Annotated in this window: 14 protein-coding genes; 6 read left to right on the top strand and 8 right to left on the bottom strand. The window is 66.1% G+C overall.

Annotated elements, in window-relative coordinates:
* The first annotated feature begins 96 nt into the window (after positions 1-96).
* Positions 97-1515, top strand: coding sequence for a PLP-dependent aminotransferase family protein (locus FJW08_RS16080; RefSeq protein WP_140811416.1), 1419 nt, complete (start codon positions 97-99; stop codon positions 1513-1515).
* 2 nt (positions 1516-1517) lie between these two features.
* Here FJW08_RS16080 and FJW08_RS16075 read toward each other — a convergent pair whose 3' ends face one another.
* Together FJW08_RS16075 and FJW08_RS16070 are read right to left on the bottom strand one after the other, a co-directional pair.
* Positions 1518-2666, bottom strand: coding sequence for an amidohydrolase (locus tag FJW08_RS16075; protein ID WP_140811415.1), 1149 nt, complete (start codon positions 2664-2666; stop codon positions 1518-1520).
* A gap of 99 nt (positions 2667-2765) precedes the next feature.
* Positions 2766-3221, bottom strand: a complete 456-nt coding sequence (locus FJW08_RS16070) for a hypothetical protein (RefSeq protein ID WP_140811414.1) — start codon at positions 3219-3221, stop codon at positions 2766-2768.
* Between the two features lie 213 nt (positions 3222-3434).
* Here FJW08_RS16070 and FJW08_RS16065 point away from each other — a divergent pair, with 213 nt between their 5' ends.
* Genes FJW08_RS16065 through FJW08_RS16050 form a run of 4 tightly spaced genes read left to right on the top strand, consistent with a single transcriptional unit; the run spans position 3435 to position 7300 of the window.
* Positions 3435-4295 carry a xanthine dehydrogenase family protein subunit M gene (locus FJW08_RS16065; RefSeq protein WP_140811413.1) on the top strand — a complete coding sequence of 287 codons (861 nt, stop codon included), beginning with the start codon at positions 3435-3437 and terminating at the stop codon, positions 4293-4295.
* Complete coding sequence (locus FJW08_RS16060; RefSeq protein WP_140763913.1) at positions 4295-4771, top strand: (2Fe-2S)-binding protein; 477 nt, start codon at positions 4295-4297, stop codon at positions 4769-4771. The genes FJW08_RS16065 and FJW08_RS16060 overlap by 1 nt, the downstream gene beginning before the upstream one ends.
* A gap of 1 nt (position 4772) precedes the next feature.
* Positions 4773-7037, top strand: a complete 2265-nt coding sequence (locus FJW08_RS16055) for a xanthine dehydrogenase family protein molybdopterin-binding subunit (RefSeq protein ID WP_140811412.1) — start codon at positions 4773-4775, stop codon at positions 7035-7037.
* Between the two features lie 17 nt (positions 7038-7054).
* Positions 7055-7300, top strand: a complete 246-nt coding sequence (locus FJW08_RS16050) for a MoaD/ThiS family protein (RefSeq protein ID WP_140811411.1) — start codon at positions 7055-7057, stop codon at positions 7298-7300.
* 192 nt (positions 7301-7492) lie between these two features.
* Here the strand turns inward: FJW08_RS16050 and FJW08_RS16045 are convergent, their stop codons facing one another.
* The 5 genes from FJW08_RS16045 to FJW08_RS16025 all read right to left on the bottom strand — a co-directional run bounded on the left by FJW08_RS16045 (position 7493) and on the right by FJW08_RS16025 (position 15162).
* Entirely contained in the window at positions 7493-8806 is a 1314-nt protein-coding gene (locus FJW08_RS16045) for an extracellular solute-binding protein (RefSeq protein ID WP_140811410.1), read from the bottom strand.
* Positions 8807-8831: 25 nt separating this feature from the next.
* Positions 8832-12212, bottom strand: coding sequence for an adenylate/guanylate cyclase domain-containing protein (locus tag FJW08_RS16040; RefSeq protein ID WP_140811408.1), 3381 nt, complete (start codon positions 12210-12212; stop codon positions 8832-8834).
* A 268-nt stretch (positions 12213-12480) separates the two neighbouring features.
* Positions 12481-13437: an ornithine cyclodeaminase family protein gene (locus FJW08_RS16035; protein WP_140811407.1), complete on the bottom strand. Its 957-nt coding sequence runs from the start codon at positions 13435-13437 to the stop codon at positions 12481-12483.
* A gap of 243 nt (positions 13438-13680) precedes the next feature.
* A complete protein-coding gene (locus FJW08_RS16030; RefSeq protein ID WP_140811406.1) occupies positions 13681-14421 on the bottom strand; it encodes an NAD(P)-binding domain-containing protein in 741 nt (246 codons plus the stop codon).
* A gap of 330 nt (positions 14422-14751) precedes the next feature.
* Positions 14752-15162 (bottom strand): helix-turn-helix domain-containing protein, encoded by a 411-nt coding sequence (locus FJW08_RS16025; protein WP_140811405.1) that lies wholly within the window; start codon positions 15160-15162, stop codon positions 14752-14754.
* 103 nt (positions 15163-15265) lie between these two features.
* Here FJW08_RS16025 and FJW08_RS16020 point away from each other — a divergent pair, with 103 nt between their 5' ends.
* The gene (locus FJW08_RS16020; RefSeq protein WP_140811404.1) at positions 15266-16384 is read left to right on the top strand and encodes an NADH:flavin oxidoreductase; all 1119 of its coding nucleotides are present in this window, start codon (positions 15266-15268) and stop codon (positions 16382-16384) included.
* A gap of 145 nt (positions 16385-16529) precedes the next feature.
* Here the strand turns inward: FJW08_RS16020 and FJW08_RS16015 are convergent, their stop codons facing one another.
* On the bottom strand, positions 16530-16961 hold the full coding sequence (locus FJW08_RS16015) for a DOPA 4,5-dioxygenase family protein (RefSeq protein WP_140811403.1): 432 nt from the start codon (positions 16959-16961) through the stop codon (positions 16530-16532).
* Positions 16962-17012: the final 51 nt, after the last annotated feature.

Raw genomic sequence — 17012 nt, 5'->3', positions numbered from 1 at the left:
CGAACTCCTTGCATTGCAGGGGAAGATGCCACACAATCTGGCCTGTTGGAATATCCAGTTTTAAAGAGTTTGGATGGTCCAGTTGAGGTGGTCCAGTTGACTGGCGACGGAACCGCGCGCCGCATCATCGCCGCGATCAAGGAACAGATCCACAGCGGCGCCTATCAGCCGGGCGACCGTTTGCCGTCGACGCGGGTCTTCGCCGCCGAATGGGGTGCGTCGCGCACGACCGTGACGGCGGCCTACAGCCAGCTCATCGCCGAGGGGTATCTGACCTCGCGGGCCGGGGCGCGCGCGGAAGTGGCGCAAGGGTTAGGGGCCGCGGCGGCGCCGAAGCCCGCCATGGCGGCCTTGCCCCGGCACCTCTCGGCCTTCGCGCAACGCCTGCTTGCCCTGCCGGCGCCAGCCTTGGCGCAACCGGCGCTGGTCGCGGACTTCCGCTATGGCGACCTGTCGGGCGCCGACTTTCCGGTGCTGGCCTGGCGGCGCGCCATGAACAGGGCCAGCGTGCGGCGCGGGGCGCGGCTGGCCTATGGCGATCCCCAGGGATCCGCCGCTCTGCGCGCCGCGCTGCAAGGCTATCTCTGGCGGGCCCGCGGCATCAGCTGCACGCCGGACCGGATCGTGATCGTGAACGGCTCGCAGCAGGGCCTCGACCTCTGCGCCCGGCTGCTGCTCGACGCCGGCGACCGTTTCGTCATCGAGAACCCCGGCTACCTGCTTGCCCGCCAGGCCTTCGCGGCGGCGGGCGGAGTTGCCTCGCCCGTCGCCGTCGACCGCGACGGGCTGAGGACGGACGCGCTGCCGCCGGCTCGGCTCGCTTATGTAACGCCCTCGCACCAGTTTCCGCTCGGCGGCATCCTGTCGGCGACGCGCCGGCGCGCGCTCCTGGCCTGGGCCGCGCGGGAAGGCGCCTACATCATCGAAGACGATTACGACGGCGAATACCGCTACGACATCGCACCCATTCCGCCGCTGCAGACGCTGGACGCAGACACGGTCATCTATGCCGGCACGCTGTCCAAGACGCTGTCGCCGACGCTGCGGCTCGGCTATCTCGTCGTGCCCGCCGGCTTGCGCGTGGCTTTCAGCGCCGCCAAGCGGCTGACGGACCGGCACTCTCCGCTGCTGGAGCAGGAGGCGCTGGCCGACATGCTGGCCGGCGGCGCCTATGAGCGCCACGTGCGCGCCATCCGCAGGAAGAACGCCGAACGAAGGGCGCTGCTGCTGAAGGCGCTGGCGGACAATCTCGGCCCGTCGGTCACCATCGAGGGCGCCGACACGGGGCTGCATCTTGTCATCTGGGTGAACGGCGTCGGCGCCGGGCGCGTTGCGGCGATCGTCACGGCCGCGCACGCCGCCGGGATCGGCCTCCATCCGGTGTTGCCGCTCTACGACCCGGCCGGGCCGCAGCCGGCCCTGGCGGGGTTCATCCTGGGCTATGCCGGGCTCCACGCCGAGGCCTTGCGGCAGGGCGTGGCGGTGCTGGCGACGGTGCTGGCCGGGTTCCGTTGAAATCAGCCGAGAAGGTTGCGCGCTGTCCTCATGAAAATCTTCGAGCCGATCGGGATCAGGTCGTCGGGAAAGTCATAGTCGGGATTGTGCAGCGCCGGGTGGCGTTCGCCGGCGCCGAGGAAGAACATCGCCGACGAGGCGCTGTGGCCGAACAGGCCGAAATCTTCCGAGGCGCGCATCGGCAGGGCTTCCTCGCCATGCGCGACGCTCTCTTCGTCGAGGGCGCGCCGCAGATGCTCGACCGCGTCGGGCGCGTTGACGCTGGCGACGAAGATCTCGTGATAATCCCAGCTGGCGGAGAGGCCGTGCCGGTCGGCGATCTCGGTGACCAGCGCCTCAGCGGCGGCGCAGAGATCGGCCATGCGCTCGTCGCGGCGGGTGCGCAGCGTCGCCCAGACCTCGGCGTGGCCGGGCGCGATGCCGAACACGGCTTCGCCCATCCGCGCATGGGTGACGGTGACCATTGAGAAATCATCGTCGGCGAAGGTTGCGCGGCCGAGCGCGGGCAGAGCCGGCATCAGCTCGCTGATCGCGAGCATGGGCGAGGTTCCGGTCTCGGGCATGGAGGAGTGCGCTGTCTTGCCCTCCAGCACGATGCGCATGCCGCGCGAGGCGCAGTTGACCACGCCGGGCTTGAGCCTGACCTCGCCGAACGGCACGCCGGGCAGATTGTGCAGCGAGAAGGCGAAATCGGGCGCGATCTCGCCGAAGCGCGGATCGGCGACGACGCCGGCCGCGCCATTGCCGGTTTCCTCCGCCGGCTGGAACATCAGCACGACGCGGCCGCTGGCCGGCCGCTCGCGGCCGAACTGGCGGCCGAGCGAGGCCAGGATGGCGGTGTGCCCGTCATGGCCGCACATATGCGACTTGCCCGGCACTTGCGATACATGCGGCACGCCGGACAGTTCCTCGATCGGCAGCGCATCGAGTTCTGAACGAAACAGGACGGTTGGTCCGTTTTTGCCGCTGTCGTAGATGGCCGCAACGCCGTGGCCGCCGAGGCCGGTCAGCACCTTGTCCGGCCTGGTGTCGGCGAGGAAGGCGACGACCTCTTTCGCCGTCTTTTCCTCCTCGTTCGAGATTTCCGGCTGCCGGTGCAGCTTGCGCCGCCACCCGGTCAGTTCGACGATGTCGCGATTGGTCAGGGTCATGCTTTTTCGCCTCCACTGCGGTCCTGTGCTAGCGATAAACTGCCGTGCCTGCCACGGTCCAAGTTCCGGGCTTTGGCGGGCTAGAAACGTTCGCGCCCGCTATCTCACGCGGTTGGGGCAGAGCGCCTTGAACTGGTCGAGCGTATAGTCGTAGCCCGAGGCGCCCGAGCCATCGAGCACCACTTTTTCGTCGACGGCGGTGATCCGGTAATCGGTTGACACATCGGTGCCCTTGTTGCGGCCCTGGAACAGCATCTTGGCGCCATAGAAGGTGGTGAACTCGCCGGTCTTGCAGTTGGCGGTGATTTCAAAGTGCAGGGGCACCGTCATCTCCGCGTCGACGCACGCCTCGGTGAAGTCGTGGGCATATTCGCGGCAGTAGACGCGGGCGTTCGGCCTGCTGTGTCTGGCCAGGATGCTGGCGTGCGTGGAGCCGATGCCCGACTTTTTGACGATGGTAAGCTCCATTCCGACCCTGGAGCCGTAATAGAGCGTCGCGGCGCCAGCCGGCGAGGCCAGCAGCATGGCGCAAAGCACAGCCAAGAGACGTCGCATGGAAACTCCTCCCCTGGGACAGAGGATTGACGCGCGGCATCATCCGGTCAAGCCTTAATGCGGCCCTGCACCTATGCTTCCCTGGGCGGACTTCCGTTCAGGTGGACCGCATTTTGCCGCACCTGGCCCAATCGCCTCGGCCCGGGAAACGGATGGTCATTATGAGGCGATTGTTTATAACGGTCGCTGAAATCGCCATACCAAGGGGAGACGATGCGCTACATACGTCCGCTTTCAATCGAAGACGCCGTCGGCCAACTGGCCGGATCGGCTGGCCCGGCCGCCATCCTTGCCGGAGGCAGTGACCTTCTGGTGAGGATGAAGGGCGGCTTTGTCGAACCCGAACTGATCATCGACATCAAGTCGATCGCCGGCTTGCGCGACATCAGGGAAACCGCCGACGGCTTCAGCATCGGTGCCGCCGTGCCTTGCGCCGTGCTGGGCGAGAACGCCGCGCTCAAGAAGGCTTGGCCAGGCGTCGTCGAAGCTGCGAAGCTGATCGGCTCGAAGCAGGTGCAGGGACGCTGCACGATCGTTGGCAATCTCTGCAACGCCTCGCCGGCGGCCGACAGCGTGCCGGCGCTGGTGGCGGCGGGCGCCAAGGCCGTGGTCGTCGGACCGTCGGGCAAGCGCACCATCGCCGTCGAGACCGTGCCGACCGCGCCGGGCCGGACATCGCTCGCCAAGGGCGAGATCATTGAGGCGATCCTGCTCGGCAAGCGCGCGCCGCGCTCGGCCGATGCGTATCTCAGGTTCATTCCGCGCACGGAGATGGACATCGCCGTGGTCAGCGCCGGCGTGAACCTGACGCTGGACGAAGCCGGCGTCGTGACGGCGGCCCGCGTGGCGATCGGCGCCGCCGCGCCGACCGTGCTTTTGGTCGAAGAAGGGGCCGAGGCCCTGATCGGCCGCAAGCTCGACGAAGCAGCGCTGGAGCGGCTCGCCAAGGTCTGCGCCGGGGCCTGCCGGCCCATCGACGACAAGCGAGGCACAATCGAGTTCAGGCGCAAGGTTGCGGGCGTGCTGGCCAAACGGGCCGCACAGACCGCCTATGCACGTGCAGGAGGCAAATGATGGCTGGTGTAGCTGTTTCAACCACAATCAACGGCGACAGCGTCGAATATCTCTGCCAGCCCGACGAGACGCTGCTCGACGTGCTGCGCGACCGGCTCGGGCTGACCGGTGCGAAGGAAGGCTGCGGCACCGGCGACTGCGGCGCCTGCAGCGTCATCGTCGACGACCGGCTGGTGTGTTCGTGCCTGGTGCTCGGCGCGGAAGCGGAAGGCCGGCGCATCGAGACCGTCGAGGGCATGGCGCATGGCGACAAGCTGCACCCGCTGCAGCAGAAGTTCCTGGAGCACGCCGCGCTGCAATGCGGCATCTGCACGCCCGGCTTCCTGATCGCGGCGAAGGACCTGCTGGCGAAAAACCCCGACCCGACCGAGGAGGAAATCCGCTTCGGGCTTGCCGGAAACCTCTGCCGCTGCACCGGCTACGACAAGATCGTGCGCGCTGTCCAGGATGCCGCCACCGTAATGAAGGGAGCCTGAGATGAATTTCGATCCGCGTTTTTCAGGGCGTAAATTCGCTTCCGTCGGTACGCGCCCGATCCGTCCCGACGGCGTCGACAAGGTGACCGGCCGCGCCCGCTACGGCGCCGACTTCAACATGGCCGGCCAGCTGGTCGGCCGCGTGCTGCGCAGCCCGCACGCGCATGCCAAGATCCGGAAGATCGACACTTCGAAGGCGGAAGCGCTTGCCGGCGTGAAGGCGGTGATCACCGCCGCCGACCTGCCTGATCTCACCGATGGCGATGCCGCCATGTACGACATCCTCGACAATTGCATGGCGCGCACCAAGGCGCTCTATGACGGCCATGCGGTGGCCGCCGTCGCCGCGATCGATGCCCACACGGCCAGGCAAGCGCTGAAGCTGATCGAGGTCGACTACGAGGTGCTGCCGCATGTCACCGATGTCGACGAGGCGATGCAGCACCATGCGCCGCTGATCAACGACACGATCTTCACCGAGGGGCTGGAGGAAAAGCCGGTCAAGCCGTCCAACGTCACCAAGCGCTCGCAGTTCGGCCATGGCGACGTCCATCAGGGTTTCGGCCACGCCGATTTCATCGTCGAGCGCTCGTTCAAGACCGAGCAGACGCACCAGGGCTATATCGAGCCGCATGCCTGCGTGGCCAATGTCAGCTCCGACGGCACCGCCGACCTCTGGGTCTGCACGCAAGGCCATTTCGTCTACCGCCAGCACTGCGCGCAACTGCTCGGCATGGAAGCCTCGAAGCTGCGCGTCACCTCCTCGGAGATCGGCGGCGGTTTCGGCGGCAAGACCCATGTCTGGGCCGAGCCGGTGGCGCTGGCACTTTCGCGCAAGGCCGGACGCCCGGTGAAGCTGGTGATGACCCGCGACGAGGTTTTTCGCGCGTCGGGCCCGACCAGCGCGACCTCGATCGACGTGAAGATCGGCGCCCGCAAGGATGGCACCATCACGGCGGCCGAAGCGACTCTGCGCTACACCAGCGGCCCCTATGCCGGCACCTGGGCCGAGATCGGCGCCATGACGGCGTTCGCCTGCTACAAGCTCGACAACGTCAAGACCGTCGGCTTCGAAGTGCTGGTCAACCGGCCCAAGACCGCCGCCTATCGCGCGCCGTCGGCGCCGATGGCGGCCTTCGCGGTGGAAAGCACCGTCGACGAGCTCGCCAAGGAGCTCGGCATGGATCCGGTCGAGTTCCGCATCAAGAATGCCGCCCAGGAAGGCACGCGGTCGTCCTACGGCCCGGTCTACGGCCCGATCGGCATCGGCCCGACGCTGGAAGCGGTGAAGAACCACGCGCATATGAAGGCGCCGCTCAAGGAGAACCAGGGGCGCGGCATGGCTTGCGGCTTCTGGTTCAATTTCGGCGGCCAGACCTGCACCGACCTGAACATCGGTATGGACGGCTCGGTCTCGCTCGCCGTCGGCACGGTCGACGTCGGCGGCTCCCGCGCCTCGCTGTCGCTGGTGGCGGCGGAGGAACTCGGCATCGCCTACGAACAGGTCAAGGCCATCGTCGCCGACACGTCGAGCCTCGGCTACAACGACATGACCGACGGCAGCCGCGGCACGTTCTCGTCCTCGATGGCGACGATCTCGGCCGCCCGCAACGCGATAAAAATCCTGCGCGAGCGCGCCGCGCAGATGTGGGATATTGCCGTCGACGACGTGGCCTGGGAGCAGGGCCACGCGGTCGCCAAGGGCGAGAAGCACGGCAATCTCGGCAAGCTGTCGCTGAAGGAGATCGCGGCGCAATCCGGCAAGACCGGCGGGCCGATCGCCGGCCACAGCGAACTCGTCGCCGACGGCGCCGGCGTTTCCTTCGCCACCCATATATGCGACGTCGAGGTCGACCCCGAGACGGGTGCGACCAGGGTGATCCGCTACACGGTGGTGCAGGATGCCGGCAAGGCGGTGCACCCGACCTATGTCGAGGGCCAGTACCAGGGCGGTGCGGCGCAAGGCATCGGCTGGGCGCTCAACGAGGAGTATATCTACGGCAAGGACGGCCGGCTGCAGAACGCCGGCTTCCTCGACTACCGCATCCCGGTCTGCTCCGACCTGCCGATGATCGACACGCAGATCCTGGAAATCCCCAACCCCAACCACCCCTATGGCGTGCGCGGCGTCGGCGAAACCTCGATCGTGCCGCCGCTGGCGGCGATCGCCAACGCGGTCTCGAACGCGGCCGGCGTGCGCATGACCCACATCCCGATGTCGCCGCCCCGCATCCTGGCGGCCATCGAGGCGGAACGGGAAGGCTAGGGCAGGGTTAAGCGGCTATGGTCGAAGTCACGCTCTGGGGCGCGCTGGCCACGACCGCCGGAGGCAAGAGCAAGGTCGAGGTCGAGGCCAAGGACATAAGGGAGCTGTTCAGGAAACTCGCTGAACAGTATCCCGGCCTGGAGCCATGGATCGATCGCGGGATTGCCGTCGCGATCGACGGGACGATCTATCGGGATACGTGGTCGAAGAAACTGCCGCCGGGCGCGGAGATATTTTTGCTGCCGAGGCTGGCTGGGGGGTGAGGGCGGGGCGCAGGGTATAAGTGTCAGCTTTGCGCCAATAACAGTGGTCGCAGTTGCGCCAGATGTGGACGTGCGTTCGCCCGCTTCGCGAGACGGTTCTTCGCGGGAAAGAGACATTCGCGCGCCGCCGCTCGCGGGCTAGGCCACGGTGTGCCTCGCACACATGACGACGCCATTTCAATCCAGGGACGGCTATTTGCAGCCGTGCTCGGCGATGGTCGCCTTCCAGTCCGCCGCTATTCCGTCGAGGGTCTCCTTTGCCGAGCCGCCATCCTTTAGCATGTAGGGTCCGAGACGTGCGTTCATCTGGTCGATGAGCTTGGCGTAATAGGGCTCCGCCCAGAAATCTTTCACGACAAAGAGGCTCTGGTAGAAAGCGTCATTATAGGGAGTAGCGTTGCGGAATCTCGGCGATGCCAAGATCCGCGCGTCGGCAGTATAGCCGCCGAGATCGGCCCATTTCTGCTGAGTGTCATCGCGAGATAGCCACTCCAGGAACTTCCTGGCTTCCTTCTGCTTGTGCGAATAGGACACGATCGAGATGCCCTGGTCGCCGAGCGCCGTGAAACGGTCGCCACCCGGGCCGGCCGGGCTGGCGAAGAACCCGGTGACGGAAGCGTTTGGATTGATCGACGGATTTACCAGCGCTGGGAAGAAGGCAAAGAAATTCATGCTCATTGCCGCGAGATTTCCGGTGATGGCCAGGTCTTCCTCTCGATTGGTGGTATTGGCCCAGTCCGGCGGCGTGAAGGAATAGAGTTCCTTGTAAGCCTTCAATGCCCGAACAGCCTGCGGCGAGTTGACGATGCCGTCAACCGCGCAGGTGGCATAGTCGCCGAGTTCACCCCCGTAGCTGAACAACTCGGACATGAAGCCCATGATGAGCCCGTCGCCGTGCTGCTCCGTATAGATGGCGACCCCGTAACGCGGCGGATTGGAGTGTGGTCGGTAGAAGAACTCGGCGATGTCGCGCAGTTGCATCCAGGTCCTCGGTGGGGCGAGGTCATAACCGTATTTCTCCTTGAAGGCCTTCATCTCGGAGGGATCCTCGAACCAGTCCTTGCGATAGGCCCAGCCGATCGCGTCGGCTTCGAGCGGCACGGCCCAATAACGGCCGCTGCCCTTCGGGTATTCCGAGTAGTAGGTCATTGAGGCGGGCGTCATGACGTTGATGAGGTCCAGCTGCCGCACGAGATCGGTCAGCTCGAAATAGTGGCCCTCCGTCGCGCCGGCTCCCAGCCACTGCGAATCGCCGACGACCATGTCGTAGGAGTCGCCATGGGCATTGAATTCCATGAATGCCTTGTCTTGGAAGCCGGGCCAGTCCACGGTCTCGACCATGACTTTGACCCCGGTTTCCTTCTCGTAGTCGTTGGCGAGTTCTTGCAGATAGTTGGCCGGATCCCATTCCGCCCACAGGATGGTGAGCTCGGTCGCTGCGGCCGGCCGACCCGCAGCCAGCAGCGCTACGCCCGCGAGCAGGCCGATCCACATTTGCTTGAACATGGCGCTCCTCCCGAAAGCACCTTGGCTACGGCGCTGCCGCTGCATGCGACAGCCGTTGCAGCAGGCCTCTTGCCTCCGCTAGGTCAGGCGTGTCGAAACCCTCGTTGAATGCCGCGTAGGCGGGTGCGAGCAGATCTCGCGCCTCGCTCCCGCGCCCGCGAACGGACCAAAGTCGGGCGAGGCGAAGCGCGGATCTCAGTTCGGCCAGTTTCGCACCTTGCTCGCGGGCGGCAGCTAGAGATTGGCGAAATGAGCCTTCGACGGCATCGTCTCGCGGGTCCACCCGCGATAGCAGCTCTCCTTTGGCGCTCAACAATTCCGGTAGCTGATAATTGGAGTCGGACTTGGCGAGCGCGTCGAACGCCTGCTCCAGAAGTGCAAGCCCCTCGCTTGCCTCGCCGCGTTCGCCGCACGCGCGGGCGAGCGCGCAAAGATAGTAGGCCATCCCCATGTCGGCGCCAGTCACGGCGATCGCCGCGATCCCCTCGCGCATCTGGCGAATGCCATCGTCCAGCTGACCGAGAGCGGCAAGCGCCCAGCCGAAGAAGACGCGAGCCTGCCCGAGCAGCAGCGGAATGGCGAACTCGGTGCACACTGCCATGGCCTTCTCCGCCCACCGTCGCCCCTCGTCGGGCTCGCGCCGCATCAAATGGACGACGCTGAGGGCCATCTGCGCCTGGGCTAGGCTCATCGGGTGCGAGACGCGCTCGGCTAGGGCGATGGCTTCCCGTGACTGTTGGATCGCCATGTCCTGCTTGCCGCGTATGCAGAGCATCTGTGCGCGGAACGACCTGCAGCAGACCCCGGGATCGTGCCCGGTATAGCCCCACGCGAGGTGGCGATGCCGCTCGTAGTCGTAAGTGGCGAGGCCATAGTTGGCGAAGGATTCCGCGGCCTCGTAGTCGCCGAGATAGAAGTTGACGCCCCAGAGCTGGTGGTGTGCTTCCAGTAGGTAGGCAGAGTCACCGGATCCCTGTGCGAGCTCCATGCCGAGCGTCTTGCATTGGACGGCGAGCGATTCGGCGACGCGCAGGTGGCCAGAAATTGTACGGAAGGCGCTCTCACCGCGGACGGCGGCGAACAGCTGGGCTTTGTCGCCGAGCCGCTCGGCGAGTTCGCGCGCGGTCGCAAATGCCTGTAGAACCTCCGGATCGGCCCAGCCTTTCACGGAGATCAGGGCCGAGCCCATTGCCATCCACAGGGAGAGCTCCTGCCTCAGACGGGTCTCGGAAGCGGGCAAGGTCACAACGAGTTCCAGCCCTTTGCCGAAGTGCGTCGCGGCTTCGCGGTTGGCAGACCTTGTCATCGCTCGCTTGCCTGCTGTCAGCCACCACGACGCGGCCTCAGCCGCCAGACCGGCAAGCGTGTAGTGCTGCGCGACGGTCTCCGGCTCGGCCTCGGCGATCTCGGCGAACTCGGCTTCCAGCGCCGCGGCGACCTTCGCATGGATCTGTTGGCGCCGGCTCTTCAGCAGGCTCTGGTAGGCCGTGTCGCGCACCAGCGCGTGCTTGAACGTATAGGTCGCCTCCGGAGCGGTGCCCCCACGGAACACCAGCTCGGCGTGTTCCAGCTGGTTGAGCGCATCGTCGAGCCGGTCCTGGCCGGCACCGCTCACTGCGGCGAGCAGCCGATATCCGAAAACGCGGCCGATGCAGGCGCCGATCTGCGCCGTCTCTTTCACGGGCGACAACCGGTCGAGCCTCGCCATCAGCGAATCCTGCAGCGTCGAAGGGATCGCGATCGCCGGCAGCGGCCCGATCGCCAGATATCGATCGCCCGCCTCGATCAGTAGGCCGGACTCGAGCACGGTCCGCGTCAGCTCCTCGACGAACAGCGGCACCCCTTCGGTGTTGGCGAGGATGCGGTCCGCGATGTCGCGCGGCAGCTTCTTGCCACCCGCCACCCGCTCCATGATCGCCGTGCCATCGCTCGGTTCGAGCCGCCCCAGCCGCAGCACGCTGACATGCGACCGCGCCTTCCAGCGGGGTTCGAATTCGGACCGCGCGGTGACCACCAGCAAGGCAGGCAGACCGGCGAACCGTTCCACCAGTGTCTCCAGCCATTCGGCCGAAGTGGGGTCGATCCAATGGGCATCCTCGACGAGCGCGAGCACTGGCGCCTGCGTCGCGGACGCTTCGACCAGCCGTGTCAAGGCAGCCAGCGTGCGCGCCCTCAGCGTCGGTGCCGGTAACTTCGGGAGTTGGTACCGCCCGCCTGCATCGATCGAAAGCAGCGTCGCCAGCAGCGGCAGCACCTCTCCCGTCTCTACGCCGGTCGCGCCAAGCAGTGCTGCGACCTTATCGAGTCGTGTGTCGGCGTTGTCGTCGCCCCTGAACCCCGCCGCTCGCTCCAAATGCGCGATGAGGGGATGGAGTGCACTGTTGGTGTGGTAGGCCGAGCAAAAATAGCGCAGTTCGGAATGCGGCCCGGCCGCGATCTGGGCCGCGAGCGCAGCGAGCAGGCGCGACTTGCCGATGCCGGCCTCGCCGCTGAGCAGCACGACCTGGCCCTGGCCCGATGTCGCGCAATGCCACCGTTCGAGCAGGAAGGTGAACTCCTCCTGCCGGCCGACCAGCGGGGGCAGCACGGCGTGACGCGCTTCGAACCGGCTCTCGGCGCCCGTCTCGCCAGCGATGCGCCAGCACCGCACTGGGGCGCTGAAGCCTTTGAGCTTGTGCTCGCCGAGATCGGTCGCGGTGAACAGACCCGCGACGAGCCTTTGCGTAACCTCGGCGACAACCACAGAGCCCGGCTCGGCCAGCGCCTGTAGCCGAGCTGCAAGGTTGGGCGTGTCGCCGACGACCGCCTCCTCTTGCGCCGCACCTTCTCCGATCAGGTCTCCGACGACGACCAGTCCCGTGGCGATGCCGACACGCGCGGCCAGCGGCGTTCCGCCGGGGCTGGCCAGCCGGGCGGTCGCGGACGCGGCGGCGAGGCCCGCGCGCACAGCGCGCTCGGGATCATCCTCGTGTGCTTGCGGCCAGCCGAAATAGGCGAGCACCCCATCGCCCATCAGCTTGGCCACCCGCCCGTCGTAGCGGGCGATCTCGCGCGATACCGCCTGCTGGTAGGCGAGGATGACTTCGCGTGTGTCCTCTGGGTCGAGCCGCTGCGACAGCTCGGTCGAACCGACGAGGTCCACCAACATCACGGTGAGTTGCCGCCGCTCTGCGCGGGAATCCGAGGCCGCCGGCGGTGGCGAAGCCATCCGGGGCAGGGTTGTATTGTCAGCGAGGGATGCAATGGCGCTGAGCAACTTGCGCCGATGGCCGATCGATGTGACCCCGAGCGCGGCCAGGTCCTCGGCGGTCAGCTTGGAAAGAACCTCCGGGTCAACGTCGTTGTCGCGGAAAACCGGTGCGTATTCACCCAGGCCGAGGTCTACCAGCCATGCCTCAATGTCCACAGTGCCTTCTCCCAGGCGGTAGAGGCTTTGTCGGGCATTATATCGCAAATGGGATGCAGGGTCGTCCCTTTTGTGCGAGTAATAATGTCAGCTTTGGTCCGTCACAAGCCAAGTCGAGTTGAGCCGTCCGAACGTCCGCTGTTGTGGTCACATCAGGATGCTGCTCGCGCAGAACTGTACGTCAGCTTTATATTCTCGCTGCCTCGAGCTGGCGGTCCGCTTGCGGCCCCTATCAAGCCACACGCGGAAACGCTCTCCGGCAACCCCGCTACGCTCCGAGCGCCCCAGCCCCCTGGGCGCGGCCATAGGCAAGCGCCGCCACCGCAAGGTCCCCAACAGCCAGCCCCCGAAACACAAACGCCGTAGTCTCCCCCGCGCCCTCTCGACCCGCAAAGTCACCGCAGACAAGGCCCGTCAGGTCACCCACAACCAGGCCGGGGTCGATCATCGGCTTGGGCATTTTCGCTTCTTGCTCCAGATCGTCGACGATGATGCGATCAAAATGGCGCATCGTTTCGGGCAGCCAGGGCAGGGCCTGGTCGGTCATCACGGTGAAGCTTCCCGGCTTCAGCCAGTTCGCATCGAGAAAGGGCGCGGGCCTGGGCACCAAGGTCACCGTCGTCACCACCATGTCGGCGCCTTCGATCGCGGCCCTTGCCGTGTCGCATGGGATTGCTTGCAGCCCTCGCATGCGCGCCATCTGGCAAAGCGCGTCGCGATTGGCGGTGCCGCGGCCGAAGGCGCGGATCTCGCGCAGGGGGAAAAGGTCGGCGAAGGCTTCGAGGTGGCCGCGCCCCTGCACGCCGCAGCCGATGAAGGCCAGGGATGACGCATCGCCGCTCGCCATGCGCCTGGCGGCGACGGCGCTCAAGGCGGCCGTGCGTTTCTCGGTCACCCAGTTGCCGTCGACCAGGGCAAGCGGCAGGCCGGTTTCGGCGTCGAGCAGCGTGATCAGCGAATTGAGCGTGGGCAGTCCGCGCCCGGCGTTGCGCGGATTGACGACCAGCGATTTCGTGGCCAGCACGGGCGGCGTGGAGGCAACGCCGAGCGTCGCCATGATGTAGCGGTCGTCGCCCGGCAGCACGACCGCTTTCGGCGCGCACCAGACCTCGCCGCGCCGCTGGCCGACGATCTGGCGTTCGATCTCGTCGACCATGTCGGCTGTCGAGATCGACAGGCGGTCGAGCAGCGCGGATGACAGATAAGGCAAGGTGTCGGCGGCCATGGATCAATCGGTCATTTTGTCGTGCTCCCAAGGGCCAGACTACACGTTGCGGGCGCGCCGGAAAGCCTCGTCGTGAGGGCGGGCTCGCCTTCCGTGGCCGCCCATCTCGATTGGCGCCGTCCCGGTGACCTCGCCTTGGACCTTCCAAGGCCTGTTTCAGGGCACCGTGCGCCATATCAGGCGTGCCCAGTGCGGCGGGCGGCGGCGGGTCTGGCCTTCGAGCGCGCCGAACCCGCGCCCGACTTACCTCCTGCTGTTAAGCTCGCGGTTCAGCGCGGTCATTTCCTCGGTGCTGGGGAAGGCGGCGTACGCGCCGAGCCTGCCCATGAGCTCCCTGAGGTTGCGCGGCGCGCGAGCCTTGTCCGCTGCCGCCAGCGCGTCGCGCAGAGCGCCGGCCGGCAGTGACGTACAATAGGCCGGCGTGCCCGGCTGCAGGCGCCATGAGTCGGCAAGGCTTCCCGCGTCGACCGCATCGAATCCGGTTTCGTCCACCAGTCGCCGCGCAACGGCCTTGGCGGCCGCGTCATCGCCGGCAACGGGAATTGCGATGCGGCCGGCCGCGCCGCGCGGTTTTCCCGCGTCCGCGAGCACGCCAGCCAGAATGGCGTTGAAAGCCTTCACCACCGGGCGGCCGAACTGGGCGCTCGACCAGACGCTCTCGGGCTCGCCGTCGTCCACTTCGGCGATATTGCCATCGCGCACGGGATAGTAGTTCGAGGTGTCGATGACGACCACGTTGGCCGGCACGTCGGCGAACAGCCCGGCCAGTTCGGGGTTCTTCCCAAACGGGATGGACACGATGATGACGTCGACGTCCTTCACCGCTTCGGCCGGGGTGACGGGTTCGGCGCCAACCTTCTCGGCCAGGTCGCGCAGCTTGTCAGGGCTCCTCGTCGCGGCGAGCTTGATCGTGTGCCCGTTCGCCGAAAGCTTCCGCGCCAGCGTTGCACCGATATTGCCCGCGCCGATGATGCCGATCCTCATGTCTGTTCCTTTCAATTCGTTCGATGCCGGCTCGCGGGCGACAGTGGGTCGGACGTCGATCACGGCATCGCCGATGGGCTGTACCCATGATCCGCCGCGCCCAGCATCAAACAATGACCCGGCTGAGCGGCAGCAAACTCCATATGCTCAAGTATACACCGTAGACTCGGTGTCAATCAGGCACTTGGAGTAGCGTTGGTAGGGCTCGGGATACCGCCCGTGGACATGCGAGCACGGCTTGCCGTCGTCCGGTCGTTTCGTGCCGTGACCGCGTGCATCGCGCGCTCGCATCGGCGGCGTGGCAAGATGCAGGACCGGATTGTCGCGGGATCAGGCGGCCGATTTGAGCCGCGAGGCGTCGATCGGCGTCATCCCACCGGCGGAGGCGTCGAAGAGCTGACGAGCGGCATCGACCTCGGCCATGTTCGCAAGCGTCCACTGGTAGAGTGCCCGAAACGGCTCATGCAATGTGTGGCCAAGCGGCGTGATCCGATACTGCACCGCCACGGGCGACAGCGACAACACTTGCCGGGAGATCAGGCCGTTGCGCTCAAGGCGACGGAGGCACTGCGTGAGCGCCTTTTGGGTTACGCCCTCCAGACGGCGCCGGATCCCGTTGAACCGGTGCGGTCCGTCCTCCAGCACGGTCAGCACCATCATCGACCACTTGTCGGCGATCTGGTCGAACAGCACGCGGCTCGGGCAGTCCGACGAGAAGCATTTCGGATCCAGACTGGGCATTGCGGTTTCCTTCGATAAACCAAGGCGATTTAAAGTGCCTAATTGACGTCAGGTCTACAATATATACCTGTGAGGCATCGATCACAACGGAGTTTTGATTAAAATGTCTCATGCAGATACCAGCACCCTGTTCCGTCCCTTCGCCATCGGGTCGCTCAAACTGAAGAACCGCATCGTCATGGCACCGATGACACGGCTCTTCGCTCCCGACGGCGTACCCGGCGAGGCGAATGTGGCCTATTACCGGCGTCGGGCGGAAGGACAGGTTGGGCTGATCCTGTCCGAAGGAACCGTCGTCGATCGTCCTGCATCGCGCAACGATGGCGGCATTCCCCTTTTCCACGGCGAGGTGGCCCTCGCCGGGTGGAAGGACATCATCGACGCCGTCCACCGGGCCGGCGGCCGCATGGCGCCGCAGCTCTGGCATACCGGTTCCACCCGTTATCTCAACGGCTGGGAGCCGGACGCACCGGTCGAGAGCCCGTCCGGGCTGATCGCGCCGGATCAACCGCGCGGCGTCGCGATGACCGAAGAAGACATCGCCGATACCGTGGCGGCGTTCGCCAAGGCGGCCGCCGACGCCAAGCGGCTCGGTTTCGATACGGTCGAGCTCCACGGCGCGCATGGCTACCTGGTCGACCAGTTCTTCTGGACGGGCACCAACCTGCGCACCGACCGCTACAACGGCCCGACGATCAAGGAACGGTCGCGCTTCGCCGGCGAGATCGTCGCCGCCGTCCGCGCCGCGGTCGGCCCCGATTTCCCGATCATCATGCGGTTCAGCCAGTGGAAGCAGCAGGACCTCGCCGTGAAGCTCGCGGAAACGCCGGCGGTCATGGAGGACTGGCTGCTGCCGATGGTGGAAGCCGGCGTCGACATCGTGCACTGCTCGCAGCGTCGCTTCTGGGAGCCGGAATTCCCCGAGATCGATGGCGAGAACGGCCTCAACTTCGCAGGCTGGGCCAAGAAGGTGACCGGCGCCGCGACGATCAGCGTCGGATCGGTCGGTCTCGAAAAAGACTTCGCCACCGCCTTTGCCGGCGAGGGATCGACACCCGCAAGCTTGGACCGACTCATCGAACGGATGGAACGCGACGAGTTTGATCTGATCGCCGTGGGTCGGGCCATTCTCAGCGACCCGCACTGGGTGGCAAAGGTCGGGGGCGGCAAGTACGATTCGTTGAACGGCTTCGAAGCAGCAGCCCTGGCCGAACTGGTGTAACTCACGGTGGGCGGGCGAGGGCACTTGTTTGCCCGCCCGCCTTGCCGATTTTAGCGCAACCGGAGCCTGCTTCGATTATCGTGCGAACGCCTTGAAAACCGGTTGGGCGGCAAAGCTGAGCTGCACTCGCGGGCATAGGCGCCCCTCACGCCCCCAGCGTCGGCTCCGTATTCACCTCCAGCGCCTCTTCCGCCTCATGCTCCTCGCCAAGCACCTCCCCATGCACTTCCATCGGCCGGCCGATCCAGATCGGGTCGACCAGGTGGTCGCGCTTGGGGTTGGTGGTGTTGGGGTGGATGAGGATGCTCAGGCCCTGGTGGTTCAGCATCAGCCAGGGCACCAGCGTGGCGAAAATTTCGGTGGCGAAGGAGACCTGGTACATGGCCTGCCCGTGCGGGCCGACTGGTCCGTCGTGCCAGTTGCCGAGGCGCACGCGGAAACGTTCGGCGATGCGCTGGCGCAGCCATTCGGCATGCTGCCGCTCGGCCTGCCCGGCATAGTAGATATGGGCGTGGTAGCTGGCGATCTCGGCGAGCGGTCTGGGTTGCCCGGCCGGCGTTGAACTGGCTTCGCTCATCTCGGTTCTTCCCCTGGTGACGCGTCTGGCGGAACTCTAGCCGAAGGACCG

Source organism: Mesorhizobium sp. B3-2-1 (assembly GCF_006439515.1).
In the GTDB taxonomy this organism is placed as follows: Bacteria; Pseudomonadota; Alphaproteobacteria; order Rhizobiales; family Rhizobiaceae; genus Mesorhizobium.
Note: the sequence above shows the minus strand (reverse complement) of the source record. Positions and strands in the feature narration are given on the sequence as shown.

Bases quoted from the DNA above. Each gene is read 5' to 3' on its own strand.
- FJW08_RS16075 (WP_140811415.1), bottom strand. From the start codon at position 2,666: ATGACCCTGACCAATCGCGACATCGTCGAACTGACCGGGTGGCGGCGC.
- FJW08_RS16070 (WP_140811414.1), bottom strand. From the start codon at position 3,221: ATGCGACGTCTCTTGGCTGTGCTTTGCGCCATGCTGCTGGCCTCGCCG.
- FJW08_RS16065 (WP_140811413.1), top strand. From the start codon at position 3,435: ATGCGCTACATACGTCCGCTTTCAATCGAAGACGCCGTCGGCCAACTG.
- FJW08_RS16060 (WP_140763913.1), top strand. From the start codon at position 4,295: ATGGCTGGTGTAGCTGTTTCAACCACAATCAACGGCGACAGCGTCGAA.
- FJW08_RS16055 (WP_140811412.1), top strand. From the start codon at position 4,773: ATGAATTTCGATCCGCGTTTTTCAGGGCGTAAATTCGCTTCCGTCGGT.
- FJW08_RS16050 (WP_140811411.1), top strand. From the start codon at position 7,055: ATGGTCGAAGTCACGCTCTGGGGCGCGCTGGCCACGACCGCCGGAGGC.
- FJW08_RS16045 (WP_140811410.1), bottom strand. From the start codon at position 8,806: ATGTTCAAGCAAATGTGGATCGGCCTGCTCGCGGGCGTAGCGCTGCTG.
- FJW08_RS16035 (WP_140811407.1), bottom strand. From the start codon at position 13,437: ATGGCCGCCGACACCTTGCCTTATCTGTCATCCGCGCTGCTCGACCGC.
- FJW08_RS16030 (WP_140811406.1), bottom strand. From the start codon at position 14,421: ATGAGGATCGGCATCATCGGCGCGGGCAATATCGGTGCAACGCTGGCG.
- FJW08_RS16025 (WP_140811405.1), bottom strand. From the start codon at position 15,162: ATGCCCAGTCTGGATCCGAAATGCTTCTCGTCGGACTGCCCGAGCCGC.
- FJW08_RS16020 (WP_140811404.1), top strand. From the start codon at position 15,266: ATGTCTCATGCAGATACCAGCACCCTGTTCCGTCCCTTCGCCATCGGG.
- FJW08_RS16015 (WP_140811403.1), bottom strand. From the start codon at position 16,961: ATGAGCGAAGCCAGTTCAACGCCGGCCGGGCAACCCAGACCGCTCGCC.